The sequence below is a fragment of the Paenirhodobacter sp. genome, from assembly GCF_047600745.1.
GTDB lineage: Bacteria > Pseudomonadota > Alphaproteobacteria > Rhodobacterales > Rhodobacteraceae > Rhodobacter.
Genome location: NZ_JASGKI010000004.1, coordinates 94484 through 113633, shown reverse-complemented (window position 1 = coordinate 113633; position 19150 = coordinate 94484). Strand labels below are relative to the sequence as shown.

The window sequence follows — 19150 nt, the reverse complement described above, 5'->3', positions numbered from 1 at the left end:
TGGAGGGCGGATTCGCGAAAGATTGCGCCCGCATTAGCACCCGGTTAACGTCCCCGCAAATCAGGAGGAGGCCCCGATGGCCCATATCGACTATTTTTTCTCGGTCTTCAGCCCGTGGACCTATCTGGCCGGGCCGCGCTTTGACGAAATCGCCGCGCGGCATGGGGCCAGCGTGACGTGGAAGCCGCTCGACATCATCGCGCTGTTCGACCGCACCGGCGGCACCCGGCCCGCCGCGCGGCACCCGAACCGGCTGGAATATCGGGCGCAGGAAATGGCGCGCTGGTCGGCCCGGCTGGAGATGCCGCTGAAGCAGCCGACAATCTATCCGCCGAATCCCGCGCCCGCCTCCTATGCGATCATCGCCGCGCAGAAGGCCGGGGGTGGCAATCTGCCGGGGCTGGTGCAGGGGATCCTCACTGCCGTCTGGGCCGAGGATCGCAACATCGCCGAGGACGAGGTGATCCGCGACAAGCTGGCGGCGAACGGCTTTGACCCGAACCTCGCCACCACCGGCCTGTTCGACGGCGCGATGACCTATGAGCGCAACCTTGAGGAAGCGGTCGAGCGCGGCGTCTTCGGCGCGCCGTTCTGGATCGTGAAGGAGACCGATCAGCGGTTCTGGGGACAGGACCGGCTCGATTTCCTCGACGATCATCTGGGGAGCCTGCGATGACCCCGGGCATCCATTCGCAGACCGTCGGCACCGGAGACCGCCCCGCGCTGGCGATCCATTGCATGCTGGGGTCGGCCGAGATCTGGACCCCGGTTCTGACACCGCTGGGCGACCGGATCACCGCCACCACCTTCGACCTGCCGGGCCACGGCCAATCCGCGCCCTGGCAGGCCGATCCCGCGCCCGGCGCCTATCAGACCCTCGCCACCCGGATCGCCGCGGGCTTCATCGACCGCCCGGTCGACCTGATCGGCCACAGCTTCGGCGCCTCGGTCGCGCTGCGCATCGCCGTCGGCGCACCGGAGGCGATCCGCTCGCTGACGCTGGTGGAACCGGTGCTGTTCTCCTCCGTGCGCGGCACTCCGGTCTGGGAGGCATGGTCCGAACGGCAGAGCCATCTGATTACCCTGATGGCGCAGGGCCGGTTCGAGGATGCGGCGCGCTCCTTCATGGGGGTCTGGGGCGCGGGCGTGCCCTGGGACGCACTGCCGCAAAAACAGCGCGACCGCTTCACCCGGCAGATGCCGATCATCGAAAACGTCAGTCAGGCGAATTTCACCGACCCCGCCGACATCTTCCGCCCCGGCGGGCTAGAGGCAGTCGACACGCCGGTGATGCTGATCTACGGCCAGCGCAGCCCGGAAATCTGCCCCGCCGTCTGCGAGGCGATCGCGGCGCGGCTGCCGGATGTGGGCGTGGCCTCGATCCCCGGCGCGGGGCATATGGCGCCGCTGACCCATCCGAAACAGGTCAGCGATCTGATCGCGATGAACCTCGACCGCAGCTAGCGCAGGATGTCGAGCAGGTCGTCGACCTCCTCCTCCGTCGTCGCCCAGGAACAGACGAGCCGCGCCGTCAGCGGTTCGTCGTCATCCCCCTCCAGCGGCTGATCGAAGGGCCACATGTAATAATGCGCCCCCGCCTCCTGCGCCCGGCGGTGCAGCGCCCGCGGCAGGGTGGCAAAAACGGCATTCGCCTCGGTCGGGTGCAGCAGGCTGCCGCCCGCAATGTCCTCGATCCCCTCGGCCAGCCGTGCGGCCATCCGGTTCGCGTGCCGCGCCGTTTCTAGCCAAGCACCCCCCGCCAGATAGCCCAGCATCTGCGCCGCCAGAAACCGGTTCTTCGAGAACAGATGCCCGCCCCGCTTGCGCCGCACCTCGAATTCATGCGCGCGGGCCGGATCGAAGATCACCACCGCCTCGACCCCCATGCAGCCGTTCTTGGTGCCGCCGAAGGACAGCACATCAACCCCCGCCCGCCAGGTCAGTTCTCCCGGCCGACAGCCCAGCCGCGCCAGCGCATTGGCGATCCGCGAGCCATCCATATGCACCGGCAGGCCGAATTCCTGCGCGATCTCCGTCAGTTGCGCGACGTCATCGGGGTTATGCACCGTGCCCGCCTCGGTCGCGTTGGTGATCGACACCATGCCGCGCTCGACATTGTGGATGCCGCCGCGCCCGGTGTGTTCAATGGTCCGGCGCAGTTCCTCCGGATCCATCTTGCCATGCGGGCCGTCGACCAGAACCAGCTTCGACCCGCCGGTGTAGAATTCCGGCGCGCCGCATTCGTCTTCTTCGATATGGGCGTTGCGATGGCAGAAGATCGCACCCCAGGGATTGGTCAGCGCCGCGCAGGACAGCGCATTCGCCGCCGTCCCCGTCGCCACCAGATAGACGGCGGCCTCGGGCGCGTCGAACAGGTCGCGCATCTTGTCCCGGACCGCATCGCTGAGCGCATCGGCGCCATAGGAGGGCACATGCCCCTCGTTCGCCGCGTTGAGCGCCGCCATGACCTGCGGCGCGACGCCCGAAGTATTGTCCGAAGCGAAATGCATCACGGCTCCTCGATGATATATTGGTCCCAGTCCTCTTCCGGAACGGTGGTTTCGGACACGGTGCGGCCCCGCACCGAGATGCCCGCCTCATGCACCGTATCACGCGACCCGGAAATCAGGTAATGCCATTTTTCCAATGGCTTGCCTTCGTAGCGCAGGCGATAGGCGCAGCTTCGCGGCATCCAGTAGGCGATTTCGCGGATGGATTTCGGCGTCAGTTGCACACATTCGGGCACGAAATCGCGCCGGGTCTCATAGCGCGAACAGCGGCAGGTCTCGCCATCCAGAAGGCGGCAAGCGACGGAGGTGAACTCCAGTTCGCCCGTGTCTTCGTATTCCAGCTTGTTCAGGCAGCATTTGCCACAGCCATCGCACAGCGCTTCCCACTCCGCCGGATTGAGGCGGCCAAGCGGAAGGGTCCAGAATTCGGGGCGCAGCTGGGTCATCGCGGCAAGGTGGCGCAAACGGGGGACAAGGGCAAGTCAGGCCTTCGCGAGGATTTCGCGCGTGCGGGCGACATCCGCGTCCATCTGCGCGATCAGGGCGGGAAGGCCGTCGAATTTCATCTCAGGCCGCAGGTAATCGACCAGCGCCACCGAAAGGTGCTGCCCATAAAGATCACCTTTGAAATCAAGGATATGGGTTTCCAGGTTCGGGGCGTTTTCGCCGAACATCGGCCGCACGCCAAGGCTCGCCGCGCCGTGGTAGCTGCCCGCCTGCGGCCCGGTCAGCACATCGACCTTCACCGCATAGACCCCCAGACGCGGCAGGTGCAGGCCCGAAACCCCCATGTTCGCCGTCGGAAAACCCAGGTCGCGGCCGCGCTTGTCGCCATGCAGGACCGGCCCCTCGATCCGGTGCAGGTGGCCCAGCATCGCCGCCGCATCGCGCGGGCGGCCCTCGGCCAGCGCGGTGCGGATCGCGGTCGAAGACACCTCGATCCCGTCAAGTTGCAACAGCGGCGCGACGGTCACGCCAAAGCCGAAGCGCGCGCCCAGATCGGCCAGCGCCCCGGCGTCGCCCTGCCGCTTCGCGCCGAAATGAAAATCGCGCCCGACGGTGACATGGGCGATGCCCAGCCCCTCCGCCAGCACGTCGCGGGCAAAGGTTTCGGCGCTCATTCCCGCCAGATCGCGATCGAAGGGCAGTTGAAACAGCCGCTCCACCCCCAGCTTCGCCAGCCGGTTCGCCCGCGCCTCGGCATTCATCAGGCGGAACGGCGGGGCGTCGGGCGCGAAGACCTCGCGCGGATGCGGCTCGAACGTCACCACGCCCAGCGGCCCAAGCCCCCGCGCCCGGTCGATCACCGAGCGGTGCCCGAGATGGACCCCATCGAAATTCCCCATCGCCACCGAAGCGCCGCGCGCCGCTTCGGGCAAATCCCGCCACCGGGTGAATGTCTGCATCTTCCCCGCCTTCCGACGAGGCCGCCGGTCAGTGCTATATCCGCGAGGGCGCGAGGACATGCGCCTCGCCCACGAGGACCATCGTATCGCCCACGAAGCAGCCGGTTTCAAGGGTCACCCGCTTGCGATCGTGGTCGATCGCCGTCACCGTCACCACCGCGCGCACCTCGAAGCCCGGCCGGACCGGGCGGCGGAACTTCAGCGTCTGCTCCAGATAGACCGTGCCATAGCCCGGAAGCTGTTCCCCGATCACCGCGGAAATCAGCGAGGCGGTCAAGATGCCATGCGCGATCCGGCCCTTGAACGGCGTCGTCGCGGCATAGTCATCGTCCAGATGCACCGGATTGCGGTCGGTCGACACCTCGGCGAAAAGCTGGATGTCGCGGTCGGTGACGACTTTCACCAGTTCGCGCGACATGCCGATTTCCATGTCCTCGATGTAGATCGTCCCGGGACGGAACGCTTCGCCCGCTTCGGTCATGGTCGCCTCCTGCGTTTTTCGGCCCTGCGCTTACCACGCCGGGCCGATGGAGACAATCACGAACGCAACAATATTACCCGCGTAAAAATCATAGCGGAATATTGTTTTCTGCAAGGTTCAGCGCAACCGCCCGATGCTGAACTGCGGATCGTGCTGACGCGCGGCGAGCCACGCCTCCAGAAGATCCGCCTCGGGATGCTCCACATCGGAGCCGAACTGCCCCGCCGCCAGACCGCCGGTGACGAACAGGACATCCATCCCCTCGCCCTCGCCCCCGGCGACATCGGTGTTGATCCCGTCACCGATCGCCAGAAGCCGCGCCTCCTCGCCCACGCCGATCTCCGCCAGACGGCGCCGCGCCAGATCGTAGATCGGCGGATGCGGCTTGCCGAAATACAGCGCCTCGCCGCCCATATCCTCGTAAAGCGCCGCCAGCGCCCCGGCGCAATAGATCCGCCGGTCGCCCAGATCCACCACCACATCCGGATTGGCGCAGAGCATCGGCAGGCCGCGCGTCTTGGCCAGCAGGAAACGCGGGCGGTAATCCTCGGGCACCTCGTTCATCTCGTCGAACGGGCCGGTGCAGACGATCCCCTCGGCCTCCTCGAAGGGCACGAGTTCGATCCCCGCCTGCCCCTGCCATTCCGGCGGAACCTCGGTGAAAAAGCCGTTGTCCTTCTCCGGCCCCAGGTGCCAGACCCGGCGCCCCACGGCCCCCGCGAACATCGCATCCTGCGCCGCGTCGCCCGAAGACACCACCAGGTCGTAGGCGTCCTTCGGCACGCCCATCCGGTCGAGCGTCCCGGTCACATATTTCGCCGGGCGCGGCGCATTGGTCAGCAGGACGACCTTGCCGCCCCCCGCCCGATAGGCCTGCAACGCGGCCACCGCCGCCGGAAACGGCGCGACGCCGTTGTGCAGACACCCCCACAGGTCGCACAACAGGGCGTCATAGGAGGCCGAAACTTCGGCAAGGGAGGAAATGATGCGGGTCATGTCTGCCTCTAATCGTGCGGCCTGGCCGCCGCTTCTATCGGAGATGTATGGCAGGGCCGTGAAAAGGCAAAGGGCGGGTTCCCCGCCCCGCCGGTTCAGACCTTGAGTGCCGGGATGATCTGCTTCTTGCGCGACATGATACCGGGCAGCACGACCGTATCGCCCGACACGGTGCAGCCGAAAGACGCCTCGGCGATCCTCTTCACCAGATCGTTCGGGACCAGCAGCGTCGCCTCTTCGTTCAGGATGTCGATGACGAAGAGCAGCACCTGATCGGCACCGTCTTCCTGCGCCACTGCGGGCATCGCGGCCATCAGGCTGTCCTTGCGGTCCAGAAGCACCTTCGGCGCCGTGGTTTCCAGCACCGACACCCGCAGTTCGGTCCCGTCGACGTTGTATTCCTTCGAATCCATCCGCAGCAGCGCGGCATCCGAGAAGGACGACACATCCGACTTCGCCTCGAACATCGCGGTGGCGAGGTCGCCGATCACGATACCCAGATCCGCCGCCAGTTGTTCGGCCACGGCCTTGTCGTGTTCGGTGGTGGTCGGGCTGCGGAATTCCAGCGTGTCGGACAGGATGCACGACAGCATCGCGCCCTTGATCGCCTTGGGGAGCGCGACAGTATCAGCCCCCATCAGGTCATACATGATCGTCGCCGTGCAGGCGAGCGGCCGGATCGTGATGTCGATCGGGCCTTTGGTTTCCAGCCCGCCGACCAGCTTGTGATGGTCGATGATCTGGGTGATGTCGGCCTTGTTGATGCCCTCGGGCAGTTCGGCGGGGTTGTTGGTATCGACGATGACGACCTTCTCGCCCGGCTCGACGCCCGCGATGATGGCGGGCTTTTCCAGACCCCAGTGCTTCAGCACGAAGAGCGCCTCGGTGTTCGGCTCGCCCAAGAGCGCCGGAACCGCGTCGATGCCCTTCACCTCCTTCAGGTACCAGGCCCAGACGATGGCAGAGCCGGTCGAGTTGGTATCGGGCGATTTGTGGCCGAAAACCTTGGTGGTCATGGGAATCCCTCGATTGATCGCTTTTGCCGGGGTTATAGTGGCTGAACCGCACCTTGTCACCCGCAGAGCGGCGATGACGCCCCCTTCAGAAGGACTCGGCGGCCCCACGGATTAGCCGGGCCCGATCCCGGCCACCGCCGGAACGATCCGTCCGGCTCCCCATGTTCCGGACTGGTCGCACCAGAAAAATCGCGTTGCCGGCCCTAGCGGACAGCGTAGCGGGCGAGGAACATCTCAACCGCGCCGTCGATGATCCGGCGGGCGTCGCGCGGGTTGACCTTTTCCGTCACGCCCAGGATCAGCCGGGCGTGGATGTCGGCCTTGCACAGTTCGGCGAACTGGTCTGCGGCGAGGTCGATGTCCTCGATCGCCAGCTCCCCCCGGTTGACATAATCGCGCAGATGCCCGCCCAGCCGCTGGCGCAGCAAAAGCGGCCCGCTCTGGTAGAAATCCCGCCCGATCTCCGGAAACCTTTGCGCCTCGGCCACGCCGATGCGGAACATCGCCATGCCGAAATCCGAGGAGATGAAATCCACGATCCGCCCGCCGACATAGCGCAGCATCTCCCGCGCGCTGGCCGTGGCGGCGATCGGGTTCACGGCCTCATCCGCCTGCCGGGCGCATTCGCTTTTCGCGGCCTCCAGGAACAGAAGCCGCTTGTCGGGGAAATAGCTGTAGAGCGTGGCCTTCGACACCCCCGCCGCCGCGGCGATATCGTCAACGGATGCCCCCTCGAACCCGTCGCGCAGGAATACGGTGCGGGCGCCCTCCAGCACCTGGTCGAATTTGCGCCCCTTGCGGATGACGGGTCTTGGCTGTGACATGGCTTCCCCTTGGCTAAGACGGTGCTAGCCGATACGCCCGCGCAGGCCACCGGTCTGTGCCCGGTCGAGCAGCAGATGGTCGAGGATCACGCAGGCCATCATCGCCTCCGCCACCGGCACGGCGCGGATGCCAACGCAGGGGTCGTGGCGGCCCTTGGTGATCACCTCGACCTCCCGCCCGTCCATATCGACCGACGCCCGCGGCGTCAGGATCGAGGACGTCGGCTTGACCGAGAACCGCAGCACGATCGGCTCGCCCGTGGTGATGCCCCCCAGAATGCCGCCCGCGAGGTTGCTTTCATAGACGACCTGACCATTGCCACCCATGCGCATTTCGTCGGCATTGTCGATGCCGGTCAGCCCGGCGGAGGCCATGCCCTCGCCGATCTCGACGCCCTTCACCGCGTTGATCGACATGATCGCGGCGGCCAGATCGCTGTCCATCTTGGCATAGATCGGCGCGCCGAGTCCGGGGGGCAGCCCTCGGCCACCACCTCGATCATCGCGCCGACCGAATTGCGGTTCTTGCGGATCGCCTCCAGGTAGTCCGACCATTCATCGACCACTGCGGCATCGGGGATGAAGAACGGATTGCGCAGGATCTCGTCGCGGTCGAACCGCAGCCGGTCGATATGCTTCACGCCCATCTGCACCATGTAGCCGGTGATCCGCAGCCCCGGCACCATCTGCGCCAGCACCGCCTGCGCGACACCGCCCGCCGCCACCCGCGCCGCCGTTTCCCGCGCCGAAGACCGCCCGCCGCCGCGATAATCGCGGATGCCGTATTTCTGGTGATAGGTGATGTCGGCATGGCCCGGGCGGAACTGCCGCGCGATCTCGCCGTAATCCTTCGACCGCTGGTCGGTGTTCTCGATCATGAGCTGGATCGGCGTGCCGGTGGTGCGGCCCTCGAACACGCCGGACAGGATCTTCACCCGATCCGCCTCCTGCCGCTGCGTCGTCATCGAGGACTTCCCCGGCCTGCGGCGGTCGAGGAAGACCTGAATGAACGCCTCGTCCAGCGCGATGCCGGGCGGGCAGCCGTCCACCGTGGCGCCAAGCGCAGGGCCGTGGCTTTCGCCCCAGGTGGTGACGCGGAACACATGTCCGAAGGTATTGTAGCTCATCGCGGCCTCCCTTTCCCTTGGGATAGCCGGGGCGGGCGCGGCGCTCAAGCGGATTCCCCTTGCGGGGGGCGCGCCTTCGCCTATGCTGGCCGGACCTCGGGGAGCCCGTCACGGGCTGAGATGCGCAAGCGAACCCGTCGAACCTGAACCGGCTGGAACCGGCGGAGGGAAGGTGCCGGTCTTCGGGCTGCCCTCCGGCCCGTGAGGAGGACCGATGAGAAAAGCCCTGCTGCTGGCCGCCGTGATGGCCACGCCCGCCTGTGCCGAAACCCCCGTGCTGACGGTCTATGCGCCGGATTACTTCACCTCCGAATGGGGGCCCGGGCCGAAGATCGAGGCGGGGTTCGAAAAGACCTGCGGCTGCGATCTGAAATTCGTCGCGGGCGATGTGCTGCCCCGGATCCTGCTGGAGGGGGACAAGACCGCCGCCGATGCGGTGATCGGGCTGACGAATGACGAACTCGCGCGGGCGGCGGCGACCGGACTCTTCGCGCCGCACGGGGCGGATCTGTCGCGGCTGACGATGCCGGTGGACTGGACCGATCCGATCTTCCTGCCCTTCGACTGGAGCGAGACCGCCTTTGTCTATGACAAGACCCGGCTGAAGAACCCGCCGCAGTCGTTCCAGGCGCTGCTGGATGCGCCGGATGATTTCAAGATCGCGATTCAGGATCCGCGTGCCTCGGTCTCGGGCCTCGCGCTGGTGCTGTGGGTCAAGGCGGTCTGGGGCGACAAGGCGCCCGAGGCCTGGGCAAAGCTGGCGCCCAAGGTGCTCACCGTCACGCCGGGCTGGTCCGAAAGCTACGGCCTGTTCACCGATGGCGAGGTGGACATGGTGCTGAGCTTCACCACCTCCCCCGCCTATCACATCATCGCCGAAAACGACGACACCAAGGCCGCGCTGATCTTCCCGGAGGGGCATTATTTCCTGCCCGAAGTGGCGGCGAAGCTGCGCCGGACGCAGCATCCGGACCTCGCGCAGGCGTTCATGGATTATATCCTGTCGGACGATTTTCAGGGCATGATCGCCACCGCGAACTGGGCCTATCCGGTGACCGGCGGGGACCGGTTCCTGCCGCCCGGTTTCGCCGCCCTGCCGCGCCCCGAAAAAACGCTCTACTACAGCCGCGACGAGGCCGAGGCCCTGCGCGGCCCGGCGATCGAGGAATGGCGGCGGGCGCTGCGCAAGTGATCCCGGCGGGGGCGGCGCTTCTGGTCGTGGCGCTGGTGCTTGCGCCGATCGGCGCGGTGGCGTGGCGCGGCGGCGGGCTCGCGGCGCTGAACGCGGCGGATCTTGAGGCGCTGTGGTTCACGCTGTGGCAGGCCGCGCTGTCGGCGGGGCTGTCGTGTCTGTGCGCGGTGCCGGTGGCGCGGGCGCTGGCGCGGCGGCGGTTTGCCGGGCGCGGGCTGCTGGTGTCGCTGATGGGGGCGCCGTTCCTGATGCCGACGGTGGTGGCGGTGATGGCACTGATCGCGGTGTTCGGGCGGCGGGGGATGGTGAATGCCGGGCTGGGTTGGCTCGGCCTGCCGGAGATCACGATCTATGGCGCGCAGGGCGTGATCGCGGCGCATGTGTTCTTCAACCTGCCGCTGGCGGTGCGGATGGTGCTGCATGGCTGGCAGGCGATCCCGGCGGAGCGGATGCGGCTGGCGGCGTCCCTTGGCTTCGGCCCCTCCGATGTCGCGCGGCATCTCGAACGGCCGATGCTGCGGGGCGTGCTGCCCGGCGCGTTCCTGTCGATCTTCCTCGTCTGTCTGACCTCCTTCGCCGTGGCGCTGATCCTGGGAGGCGGGCCGCGCGCGACGACGGTGGAACTGGCGATCTACCAGGCGTTCCGCTTCGATGCCGATATGGGCCGGGCGGCGGCGCTGGCGCTGGTACAGGTGGCGGTGTCGCTGGTCGCACTGGCGGGGGCGCTGCGGATCACCGCGCCGCCCGCCTTCGGCGCGGGGCTCGACCGGGTGCAGGGCATCGCGGCGCCGGGCGGATGGCGGCGGGCCAAGGATGCGCTGGTGATCACGCTGGCGGCGGCCTTCCTGCTGGTGCCGCTGGCCACGATCGTCGCGCGCGGCCTGCCCGCGCTGCCCCTGCTGCCCGATACGGTGTGGCGCGCGGCGGGGGTGTCGCTGGTGCTGGCGGTGGGGTCTACCCTTCTGACCCTTGCGCTGGTGCTCGCCCTCGCCCTCCCCCGCACGCGATGGGCCGAGGTCGCCGCGACGCTGCCGATGACGGCCTCCTCGCTCGTGCTGGGCACCGGACTGTTCTTGATCGTGCGGCCCTTCGTCAGTCCGACTTCGCTGGCCCTGCCCGTCACGCTTCTGGCCAATGCGCTGATGAGCCTGCCCTTCGCCGCGCGCCTGCTGATCCCCGAGGCCCGGGCGCTCCACGCCGATTACGGGCGGCTGGCGGCATCGCTGGGCCTGCGCGGGGTGGCGCGGCTGCGGCTTCTGGTACTGCCCCGGCTGGCCCGTCCGCTGGGGTTCTCGGCGGGGCTGGCGGCGGCGTTTTCGATGGGGGATCTGGGCGTGATCACGCTGTTTTCGGACGGATCGCGCCAGACCCTACCGCTCGCGCTTTACCAACTCATGGGCGCCTATCGGATGGATCAGGCCGCCGCCGCGGCCTGCCTGCTGATGGCGCTGGCCTTCGGCCTGTTCTGGGCCTGTGACCGGATCGGACAGAATGCTGACCCTCGATGACCTGACCCTGCAACAGGGCACCTTCCGCCTGCATGCCAACCTGACCGTGCCCACCGGCGCGCGGGTGGCGCTGATCGGCCCTTCGGGCGCGGGCAAGACCACGCTGCTATCGGCCATCGCCGGGTTCCTGCCACCCAACGGTGGGCGCATCCTGTGGAACGGCGCGGAGATCACCCGCACCGCGCCGGGGGACCGGCCGCTGTCGATCCTGTTTCAGGACCAGAACCTGTTTCCGCATCTGACGGCGGCGCAGAACATCGGCCTTGGGATCAGCCCCGCGCTGCGCCTGACGCCACAGGACCGGGCGCGGATCGAGGCGGTGCTGGAGCGGGTGGATCTCGCGGGCCTCGGCACACGCCGCCCGGCGGAGCTTTCGGGTGGGCAACAGTCGCGCGTGGCGCTGGCGCGGGCGCTCTTGCGGGCGCGGCCGATGCTGCTGCTCGATGAGCCCTTCGCCGCGCTCGGCCCCGCGCTGAAGGCCGACATGCTGGCGCTGGTCGCGCAGATGGCGGCGGAACAGGGCACAACCGTGCTGATGGTCAGCCATGATCCGCTCGATGCGCGCAGGCTCTGCCCCGAAACCATTCTGGTGGCAGGTGGCGAAGCGCAGCCGCCACAGCCGACGTCCGCCCTCCTCGACAACCCGCCCGAGGTGCTGCGCGCCTATCTTCAGTAAAAGACGAAGCTGCGCATCGACAAGGACGCAAGGTCGATCGACGCGTTCAGAAAGGCCAGCCGATCCTTCGCATCCGCCGCCCCCGCGATGGTCAGCGCCGGGATGTAATGGTCGGGCGTCGGATGCGCCATCTGCAACAGCGCCCCCATCCCGCGCCGGTCAGCCAGCGCGGCAATGTCGCGATCCGCCAGCCGCTCGGCGACATATTGATCGAACGCCACCGCCCAGTCATGCGGCGTGCCATGCCGCATCGCGCGCAGGTTATGCACCACATTGCCGGACCCGAGGATCAGCACCCCCCGGTTGCGCAGATCCGCCAGATCCCGGCCGGTCTGCACATGCCAGTCGAACTCCCGCGTCATGTCGATCGACAATTGGAACACCGGCACGTCATGATCCGGATAGAGCCATTTCAGCACCGACCAGGCGCCATGGTCGAGACCCCAACTGTCATCCCCCTGCGCATGGTGGCTGGCCAGCAGTGCCGCCACCTCCCGCGCGATGTCCGGCGCCCCCGGCGCGGGGTAATCCACCGCGTAAAGTTCGGGCGGGAAGCCGTAGAAATCATGGATGGTTTTCGGCAGCCGCGAGACATCGACCAGCGTCGTTCCCCGCGTCATCCAATGCGCGGAAACCACCAAAATCGCCTGCGGGCGCGGCAGCGCGCGACCGAGATCCGCCCAGCTTCGCGCATAGGCGGTGTCCTCGATCGCGTTCATCGGCGAGCCGTGCCCCAGGAACACCAGCGGCATCCGGTCGGACGCTTTCAGCCTGTCCTTCAGATCCTGCATGGCCTGTGACAACGACATTTTCCCCTCCTGTTCAGCGCCGGAACGGACGGAGCGCATGCGCCCCCTCGCCCAGAAGCGCCAGCGCGCCCATGACGACGGCCCACATCACCGGATATTCCCAACCGCCCCCCGGATTGCCGAAACCGAACCCGTTGGCAGCATGGCCGAGCAGCGCCGCGCCCAGCAGTTCTGGCACCATGATGGCGGCGACGATACGCCCCCAGATCCCGAGGATCAGCATCGCCCCGCCGACGATTTCCAGCACCATCACCACCGGCCCCAGGAACCCCGGCAGCCCGAGCGAGGCGAAATAGCCCGCGGTGCCCGCCGGCGTGAACACGAAGAGCTTCGTCAGCCCGTGGACAATGAACAGCACCCCCGTCAGCACGCGCAGCACCAGCGCGGCATAGGGTGCGAGTTTCTGGTCGATCATTTCAGTCTTCCCGATCTGGCGGGGCCCTGTGCCCCTTTCCCGGTGAAGATGCGCCTTGCCGACACGGAATGATATGGCGATATTGGCGAATGACTGCGCACAGATTGTTCCGAAAGGTGGGGCATGGATGTTCTGGACGGCCTGCGGGCCTTTGTCGCTACCGCGCAGACGGGCTCCTTCACCGCGGCGGCGGAGCGGCTGGGCCTGTCGAACCGGCTGGCGTCGAAATATGTGGCGGAACTGGAGCAGCGTCTGGGCGTGCGGCTGTTGCAGCGCACGACGCGGCGGGTCGGCCTGACGCCGGCGGGGCGGGATCTGCTGCTGCGCGCGCCCGCCCTGCTCGATGAAGTCGATGACATGCTGGCCGTCGCCGCCGAAGGGTCGCGGGGGTTTTCCGGGGTGATCCGGGTTTCGGCCCCGGTGACCTTCGGCGCCAGCCATGTGAAGGATTTGCTGCTGCGCTTCGCGGCGCCGCATCCGGACCTGTCGATCGACCTGCGGCTGGATGACAGCCATGTCGATCTGGCCGCGCAGGGGATCGACCTCGCCTTCCGGATCGGCGCGCCGGGGCAACAGTCGCTCAAGGCGCGGCGGCTGGCGGGGATCGGCGCCGCGCTGGTGGCCGCGCCGGAATATGTCGCGCGCCGGGGCCTGCCGCAGGCGCCCGCCGATCTGGCCGCGCATGACTGCATTCTGGACACCAACCGGCGAAGCCCGGGCCAATGGCTGCTGCGCCGGAAGGACGAGGAAGTTTCGGTCAGGGTCCGGGGGCGGTTCATGGTCAACAGCGCCCAGGTCGCGCGGGACATGGCGGTTTCCGGGCTGGGCATCGCCTATTGCCCGCATTTCGTTCTGGGCCGCGCGCTGGACGACGGGCGGCTGATGCCGGTTCTGCCCGAGTGGCGCAGCCCGGACGCGCCCCTCAGCGCCGTCTGGCTGGAGGGGCGGACCCTGCCGCGCAAGATCCGCGCCCTGATCGACTTCGCGGCCGAGGACTTCCGCACGCGCCTGAGCTAACCGCCAAGCAGCGCGCGCAGTTTCGGCAGCGCGGTCTCCGGCGCCTCCTGATAGGAAATCGTCTGCACGAAGCGCCCGTCGCGGTCGAACAGGATCACATAGGCGGTGTGGTCCATCGTATAGTCCGTGCCCTCGCCCACCTTGCGCGCATAGATGCGAAAGGCCCTGAGCGCCTTGTCCACCTCGGCCCGCAGGCCGGTAACGCCGGTGACGCCCTCGGACCAGGACAGGTAATCGCGCAGCATCGGCAGGCTGTCGCGCTCCGGATCCACGGTGATGAAATAGATCCGCAGGTCCCGCGCCGCATCGCCCAGTTCCCCCTGCCAACCGGCAAGGTCGCCCAGCGTCGTCGGGCAGACGTCCGGGCAATGCGCGTAGCCGAAGAACACCGCCGAGGGCGCCCCCTTCAGCGTGTCGGCGGTGAAGGGCGTGCCATCCGTGGTGTCGAGCCGGTAGTCGCCCTGCCCCAGGGTATTCTGCACCGCCGTATCAAAACGCGGCGCCAGCACTGCGAACCACAGCGTCACCGCCAGCATCAGCCCCACCAGCGCCCAGGCGATCAGCCGGATCCGGCCCATACTAATGCTCCATCCCCCGCGCGCCGGGTGCGAGCACCTTCAGCGGCACCGTCACCGCCCCGGCCTTGGCGAAGGTCAGCGTGACCGGGACCGTCTCGCCCTCGACCAGCGGCGCCTTCAGCCCGATGAACATCAGGTGATGACCGCCGGGTTTCAGCGCGATCTCCTGCCCCGCCGGAACGGGCAGGCCATCGGGCAGCGCACGCATCTTCATCACATCGCCCTCCATCGCCATTTCATGCACCTGCACTTCGGCGGCGAAGGGCGCGGAGCCGCCGGTCAGCCGGTCCTCGGCCCCCGCGTTGCGGATGGTGAGAAAGCCGCCCGCGACCGGCGCCCCGGGCCGGGTCGCGCGGGTAAAGGCACCGCTCAGCGTCAGATCGCCCGCCGTCACCGGCGCCTCATGCGCCAGCAGCGCGGGGGAAGAAAGGCCAATCAGCGCGGCCGCGAGGAATGTCCTGATAATCATGTCCGTCTCCGAAACCGTTCGTTATGGGGGAAAGGCCTCAGGCAAGGGGCGGCGCGCGCAGGCCCCGCGCCGGGTCACGCACCGGACGGACGGTTTCGTTTTCGCCCGCGAACCGCAGCACGGCCAGCAGCCGCAGCGGCGCATGCCACACGGCCCCGGCGGCGCCAGGTACCGGCACCGGGCCGCTCAGGTGACAGGCCGGGCAATCGTGGTGATACGGCTGGGAAAGATCGCCGCACAGGTCGGCGGCGCTGACGCCCTCAAGCTCCGCCGCCGCCAGCCGCGCCTCCGCGACCGAGGGCGCCCGATGGGCAAAACCCATCGCCGCCAGCCCCGCCAGCAGCACCACCGTAGCCCAGAGGGCACCTATCCGCGACAACATCCGCATACCGCAGTCTTGCCCGCTTTCCCCGCCCCTGCCTAGCCCCCAACGCGGATAGGCACCCACGACGGGGCTCGGTGTCGTGGTGGTGGGGCGCCCGGCTATCGTGGCGGCTGACCATCAGATGCCCCCAACCGCGCGCCCGGCCCCCGCGCAGGACAGGGACTTGCCGACCGCCGATTCCCAATCCTGCGCAATCGCCCGGCCCCCACGCGCAGGACAGGGGCCGCCAGACGATTTGTCAGACATTGGGGACAGCCCTACCCCGCGCGCGGAAACCGACCGCCGCGAATTTGTTGGTGGTTTTTGCGTTCCTCCCGCCTGCCCCCGCGCAGGGAGAGCCGCCCCTCATTTTCATAGCAGAGAACGCGCCTCGCCCCCCGGCTTCTTATTCCCAGCCTCGATCTGTTCGCGGGCGGACGCCTTGCCCCGCGCAGGAAGAACCTCGTGTTTGGCGTCTTGGGCACTGCGTCGCTCCGCCAGCACCGGCCCCACGTCGGCCGGGGTCTCCGACCCGCCACCGGTGGACATTCCCGGCAAAGGTCGCCACTGTCGCGCCGAAATCGACGCAGGATGCCCGATGCTGCCCCCCGCCTATCGCCCGCTTGCCGCCTTTGCCGCCCCCGCCCGGGAGCGGAGCGAATTGTGGCGCACGATGGCGGGGCTGGTGCTGATCGCGGGGCTCTACTGGGTGGCGCTGGTCGGCGGGCTGCGGCTGGTGCAGGCGGTGCTGGGGGATCTGGCCTTCGTGCATGTGCTCTCGGCGATCGGGCGGGCGGCGACGCCGGGGGGCATGGCGATGCTGCTGGCGACCTTCGCGCCGATGGCGGTGGCGGTGGCCTTCGTCACCCGGGTGCTGCACCGGCGCGCGGCGGGGACGTTGTTCGGCGCCGGGGCTACGGCGGCGGCGGTGCGGGTGGGGGTGCCGCTTCTGGCGCTGATGCTCGCGCTGTTTCCGCTCGCGCTGATGGACGGCAATGTCGGGCGCTCCACGCCCCTTGGCACGGCGCTGATGTGGCTGCCCGTCGCCTTGCCGCTTCTGGCGGTGCAGATCGGCGCCGAAGAAATGGTCTTCCGCGGCTATCTGCTGCAACAGATGGCGGCGCGGTCGCAGGCGCCGCTGATGTGGATGGGGCTGCCCTCGCTCCTGTTCGGGGCGCTGCATTACGCGCCCGAGACCTATGGCTCGATGGCGCTCTGGCCGGTGGTCTGGGCGGTGCTGTTCGGCTGCCTCGCCGCCGATCTGACGGCGCGGACGGGCAACCTCGGCGCGGCGCTGGCGCTGCATTTCGCCAACAATTTCTCGGCGATGTTCCTTGTCGGGCTTTATGGCGAAATGGACGGGCTGGCACTGTTTACCGTGGTCATCAACCCGCGCGATCCGGCGATGCTGATGCCCTATCTGGCGACGGATGCGGGGATGGTGCTGGTATCGTGGCTGACGGCGCGGGTGCTGTTGCGGGTCTGATTGCAATTTCCGGCCCCGGAGCGTATCTGTCCCTTCACGCTAGAAGGGGCTGAGCCGGATGAACTGGATCTCGAACTACGTCAAACCGAAGATCAACTCGCTGTTCTCGCGCCGGGAGATGCCGGAGAATCTTTGGACGAAGTGCCCCGAATGCGGCACGATGCTGTTCCACCGCGAGCTGGCGGAAAACCTGAACGTTTGCACCAATTGCGACCATCACATGGCGATCAGCCCGCGGGCGCGGTTCGCCAACCTGTTCGACGGCGGGATCTTCACCGAGGTGAAGGTGCCCGAGCCGAACCCCGATCCGCTGCATTTCCGCGACCAGAAGAAATATCCCGACCGGATGAAGGCCGCGCAGAAATCCACCGCCGAGAAAGAGGCGATGCTGGTCGCCGAGGGCGAGATGGGCCGCACGCCGATTGTTGCCGCCGCGCAGGATTTCGCCTTCATGGCCGGGTCGATGGGGATGTATGTCGGCAATGCCATCGTGGCCGCCGCCGAACGCGCGGTGAAGCTGAAACGCCCGCTGATCCTGTTTTCCGCCGCCGGGGGCGCGCGGATGCAGGAGGGGATCCTGTCGCTGATGCAGATGCCGCGCACCACGGTGGCCGTGCAGATGCTGAAGGAAGCGCACCTGCCCTATATCGTCGTGCTGACCCATCCGACCACGGGGGGGGTGACGGCCTCTTATGCGATGCTGGGGGATGTGCAGATCGCCGAACCCAACGCGCTGATCTGCTTTGCCGGGCCGCGCGTGATCGAACAGACGATCCGCGAAAAGCTGCCCGAGGGGTTCCAGCGCGCGGAATATCTGCTCGATCACGGGATGCTGGACCGGGTGACGCATCGCAAACACCTGCGCGACGAACTGATCACGATCACCCGGATGCTGATGAACCAGCCCCCGGCGATTGCGGGCGAACTGCCGCCGCCGGGCAAACCGATCGAGACCCCCGCCGCCTGATGGTTTGCCATGACCCAGCCCTCTGACGAAATCCTGCGGCGGCTGATGACGCTGCACCCGAAGGTGATCGACCTGACGCTGGACCGGGTGCACCGGCTGCTGGCGGCGCTTGGCCATCCGGAGCGTGCCCTGCCGCCGGTGATCCATATCGCGGGGACGAATGGCAAGGGCTCGACCCAGGCGATGATCCGGGCCGGGCTGGAATCACAGGGCAAGCGCGTGCATGCCTATACCTCGCCGCATCTGGCGCGGTTCCACGAGCGGATCCGGCTGGCGGGGGAGCTGATTTCCGAACCCGCGCTGTCGGCGCTGCTCGATGAATGCTATGCGGTGAACGGCGGTGAGCCGATCACCTTTTTCGAGGTCACCACCTGCGCGGCCTTTCTGGCCTTTGCCCGGACGCCCGCGGATTACACCCTGCTTGAGGTGGGCCTTGGCGGGCGGCTGGATGCGACGAATGTGATGGATCCGGCGCTGACCATCATCACCCCGGTGTCGATCGACCATCAGCAGTTCCTGGGCGAGACCCTGCCCGAGATCGCGGGCGAAAAGGCCGGCATCATCAAGCGCGGCGTGCCGGTGGTGGTGGGGCCGCAGGCGCCCGAGGGGTTGGAGGTGATCGAGACCCGCGCCGCGCGAATGGGTGCGCCGGTCTTTGCCTATGGGCAGCAGTGGATGGTGTCCGAGGAACGCGGGCGGCTGATCTTTCAGGACGAGACGGGCCTGATGGACCTGCCGCTGCCGAACCTGCCCGGCCCGCATCAGGTGCAGAACGCGGGCGCCGCGATTGCCGCGCTGCGGCTGCTGGGCCTGCCCGACGCAGCCGAACCCGCCGTGAGCCGCGCCGAATGGCCCGCCCGGATGCAGCGCCTGCGCAAGGGGCCGCTGGCGGAAAGCGCGCCGGGGATCGAACTGTGGCTGGACGGCGGGCACAATCCGGCGGGCGGCGCGGCGGTGGCGGCGACGCTGGCGCAGATGCCCGCGCGGCCGACGCATCTGATCTGCGGCATGATCAACACGAAGGATGTGGTGGGCTACATGCGCCCGCTGGTCGCGCGGGCCGGGAGCCTGACCGCCGTGACGATCCCCGAAGAGCCGAACGCCGTCCCCGCCGAGGTGATCATGGCCGATGCGCGGCAGGCGGGATTTACCCGAACCGCGACCGCCGCTTCGGTGCAGAAGGCGCTCGACCGGATCGCGGCCGAGGATCCGCGGGCCCGGGTGCTGATCTGCGGCTCGCTCTACCTCGCCGGGCAGGTGCTGCGCGAGAACGGCTGAACAGACCCTGTGCGCGGGTGCGGGATAGGGC

General features: G+C 67.9%; 21 protein-coding genes, 1 pseudogene and 1 riboswitch. Of the genes and pseudogenes, 9 read left to right on the top strand and 13 right to left on the bottom strand.

Features of this window, described 5'->3' with window-relative positions; all coding sequences use genetic code 11:
- Nucleotides 1-76 precede the first annotated feature (76 nt).
- Together QM789_RS09155 and QM789_RS09150 are read left to right on the top strand one after the other, a co-directional pair.
- The gene (locus tag QM789_RS09155; protein WP_420351615.1) at nt 77-676 is read left to right on the top strand and encodes a 2-hydroxychromene-2-carboxylate isomerase; all 600 of its coding nucleotides are present in this window, start codon (nt 77-79) and stop codon (nt 674-676) included.
- Entirely contained in the window at nt 673-1464 is a 792-nt protein-coding gene (locus QM789_RS09150) for an alpha/beta fold hydrolase (RefSeq protein ID WP_420351614.1), read from the top strand. Before QM789_RS09155 ends, QM789_RS09150 begins: the two co-directional genes overlap by 4 nt.
- On the opposite strand, the gene QM789_RS09145 is transcribed toward QM789_RS09150, so the two are convergent.
- From QM789_RS09145 to aroC, 8 genes and pseudogenes are all read right to left on the bottom strand, one after another.
- The gene (locus tag QM789_RS09145) at nt 1461-2510 is read right to left on the bottom strand and encodes a threonine aldolase family protein (RefSeq protein WP_420351613.1); all 1050 of its coding nucleotides are present in this window, start codon (nt 2508-2510) and stop codon (nt 1461-1463) included. The genes QM789_RS09150 and QM789_RS09145 overlap by 4 nt on opposite strands.
- Complete coding sequence (locus QM789_RS09140; RefSeq protein ID WP_420351612.1) at nt 2510-2956, bottom strand: YcgN family cysteine cluster protein; 447 nt, start codon at nt 2954-2956, stop codon at nt 2510-2512. Before QM789_RS09140 ends, QM789_RS09145 begins: the two co-directional genes overlap by 1 nt.
- A 36-nt stretch (nt 2957-2992) precedes the next feature.
- Nucleotides 2993-3916, bottom strand: coding sequence for a bifunctional riboflavin kinase/FAD synthetase (locus QM789_RS09135; RefSeq protein ID WP_420351611.1), 924 nt, complete (start codon nt 3914-3916; stop codon nt 2993-2995).
- Between the two features lie 34 nt (nt 3917-3950).
- Entirely contained in the window at nt 3951-4397 is a 447-nt protein-coding gene (locus QM789_RS09130; protein ID WP_420351610.1) for a MaoC family dehydratase, read from the bottom strand.
- A 117-nt stretch (nt 4398-4514) separates the two neighbouring features.
- A complete protein-coding gene (locus QM789_RS09125) occupies nt 4515-5393 on the bottom strand; it encodes a TIGR01459 family HAD-type hydrolase (protein ID WP_420351609.1) in 879 nt (292 codons plus the stop codon).
- 95 nt (nt 5394-5488) lie between these two features.
- Nucleotides 5489-6409 carry a manganese-dependent inorganic pyrophosphatase gene (locus tag QM789_RS09120; protein ID WP_420351608.1) on the bottom strand — a complete coding sequence of 307 codons (921 nt, stop codon included), beginning with the start codon at nt 6407-6409 and terminating at the stop codon, nt 5489-5491.
- Nucleotides 6410-6612: 203 nt separating this feature from the next.
- Nucleotides 6613-7233 (bottom strand): TetR/AcrR family transcriptional regulator, encoded by a 621-nt coding sequence (locus QM789_RS09115; protein WP_420351607.1) that lies wholly within the window; start codon nt 7231-7233, stop codon nt 6613-6615.
- Between the two features lie 24 nt (nt 7234-7257).
- Nucleotides 7258-8360, bottom strand: a pseudogene (gene aroC, locus QM789_RS09110) (chorismate synthase).
- Between the two features lie 87 nt (nt 8361-8447).
- Nucleotides 8448-8547: riboswitch (TPP riboswitch) on the top strand.
- 27 nt (nt 8548-8574) lie between these two features.
- Between aroC and QM789_RS09105 the strand changes: the two are divergent.
- From QM789_RS09105 to QM789_RS09095, 3 genes are read left to right on the top strand one after another with little or no spacing between them, the layout of a single operon-like run.
- Complete coding sequence (locus tag QM789_RS09105; RefSeq protein ID WP_420351606.1) at nt 8575-9552, top strand: thiamine ABC transporter substrate-binding protein; 978 nt, start codon at nt 8575-8577, stop codon at nt 9550-9552.
- Entirely contained in the window at nt 9528-11060 is a 1533-nt protein-coding gene (locus QM789_RS09100) for an ABC transporter permease subunit (RefSeq protein WP_420351605.1), read from the top strand. Before QM789_RS09105 ends, QM789_RS09100 begins: the two co-directional genes overlap by 25 nt.
- On the top strand, nt 11044-11736 hold the full coding sequence (locus tag QM789_RS09095; protein WP_420351604.1) for an ATP-binding cassette domain-containing protein: 693 nt from the start codon (nt 11044-11046) through the stop codon (nt 11734-11736). The genes QM789_RS09100 and QM789_RS09095 overlap by 17 nt, the downstream gene beginning before the upstream one ends.
- Here the strand turns inward: QM789_RS09095 and ygiD are convergent.
- Both ygiD and QM789_RS09085 read right to left on the bottom strand, forming a co-directional pair.
- Nucleotides 11730-12545, bottom strand: a complete 816-nt coding sequence (gene ygiD / locus QM789_RS09090; protein WP_420351603.1) for a 4,5-DOPA dioxygenase extradiol — start codon at nt 12543-12545, stop codon at nt 11730-11732. The genes QM789_RS09095 and ygiD overlap by 7 nt on opposite strands.
- A 13-nt stretch (nt 12546-12558) precedes the next feature.
- Nucleotides 12559-12960 carry a DoxX family protein gene (locus QM789_RS09085; protein WP_420351602.1) on the bottom strand — a complete coding sequence of 134 codons (402 nt, stop codon included), beginning with the start codon at nt 12958-12960 and terminating at the stop codon, nt 12559-12561.
- Nucleotides 12961-13083: 123 nt separating this feature from the next.
- Here QM789_RS09085 and QM789_RS09080 point away from each other — a divergent pair, with 123 nt between their 5' ends.
- The gene (locus tag QM789_RS09080; protein ID WP_420351601.1) at nt 13084-13977 is read left to right on the top strand and encodes a LysR family transcriptional regulator; all 894 of its coding nucleotides are present in this window, start codon (nt 13084-13086) and stop codon (nt 13975-13977) included.
- On the opposite strand, the gene QM789_RS09075 is transcribed toward QM789_RS09080, so the two are convergent.
- Genes QM789_RS09075 through QM789_RS09065 form a run of 3 tightly spaced genes read right to left on the bottom strand, consistent with a single transcriptional unit; the run spans nt 13974 to nt 15406 of the window.
- Nucleotides 13974-14555, bottom strand: coding sequence for an SCO family protein (locus QM789_RS09075; RefSeq protein WP_420351600.1), 582 nt, complete (start codon nt 14553-14555; stop codon nt 13974-13976). The genes QM789_RS09080 and QM789_RS09075 overlap by 4 nt on opposite strands.
- 1 nt (nt 14556) lies before the next feature.
- Nucleotides 14557-15024, bottom strand: coding sequence for a copper chaperone PCu(A)C (locus QM789_RS09070; protein ID WP_420351599.1), 468 nt, complete (start codon nt 15022-15024; stop codon nt 14557-14559).
- 37 nt (nt 15025-15061) lie between these two features.
- Nucleotides 15062-15406 carry a hypothetical protein gene (locus QM789_RS09065; protein WP_420351598.1) on the bottom strand — a complete coding sequence of 115 codons (345 nt, stop codon included), beginning with the start codon at nt 15404-15406 and terminating at the stop codon, nt 15062-15064.
- Nucleotides 15407-15986: 580 nt separating this feature from the next.
- Between QM789_RS09065 and QM789_RS09060 the strand changes: the two genes are divergently transcribed.
- From QM789_RS09060 to QM789_RS09050, 3 genes are read left to right on the top strand one after another with little or no spacing between them, the layout of a single operon-like run.
- On the top strand, nt 15987-16874 hold the full coding sequence (locus QM789_RS09060) for a CPBP family intramembrane glutamic endopeptidase (protein ID WP_420351597.1): 888 nt from the start codon (nt 15987-15989) through the stop codon (nt 16872-16874).
- 58 nt (nt 16875-16932) lie between these two features.
- On the top strand, nt 16933-17841 hold the full coding sequence (gene accD / locus QM789_RS09055) for an acetyl-CoA carboxylase, carboxyltransferase subunit beta (protein WP_420351596.1): 909 nt from the start codon (nt 16933-16935) through the stop codon (nt 17839-17841).
- A 9-nt stretch (nt 17842-17850) separates the two neighbouring features.
- A complete protein-coding gene (locus QM789_RS09050; protein ID WP_420351595.1) occupies nt 17851-19119 on the top strand; it encodes a bifunctional folylpolyglutamate synthase/dihydrofolate synthase in 1269 nt (422 codons plus the stop codon).
- Nucleotides 19120-19150: the final 31 nt, after the last annotated feature.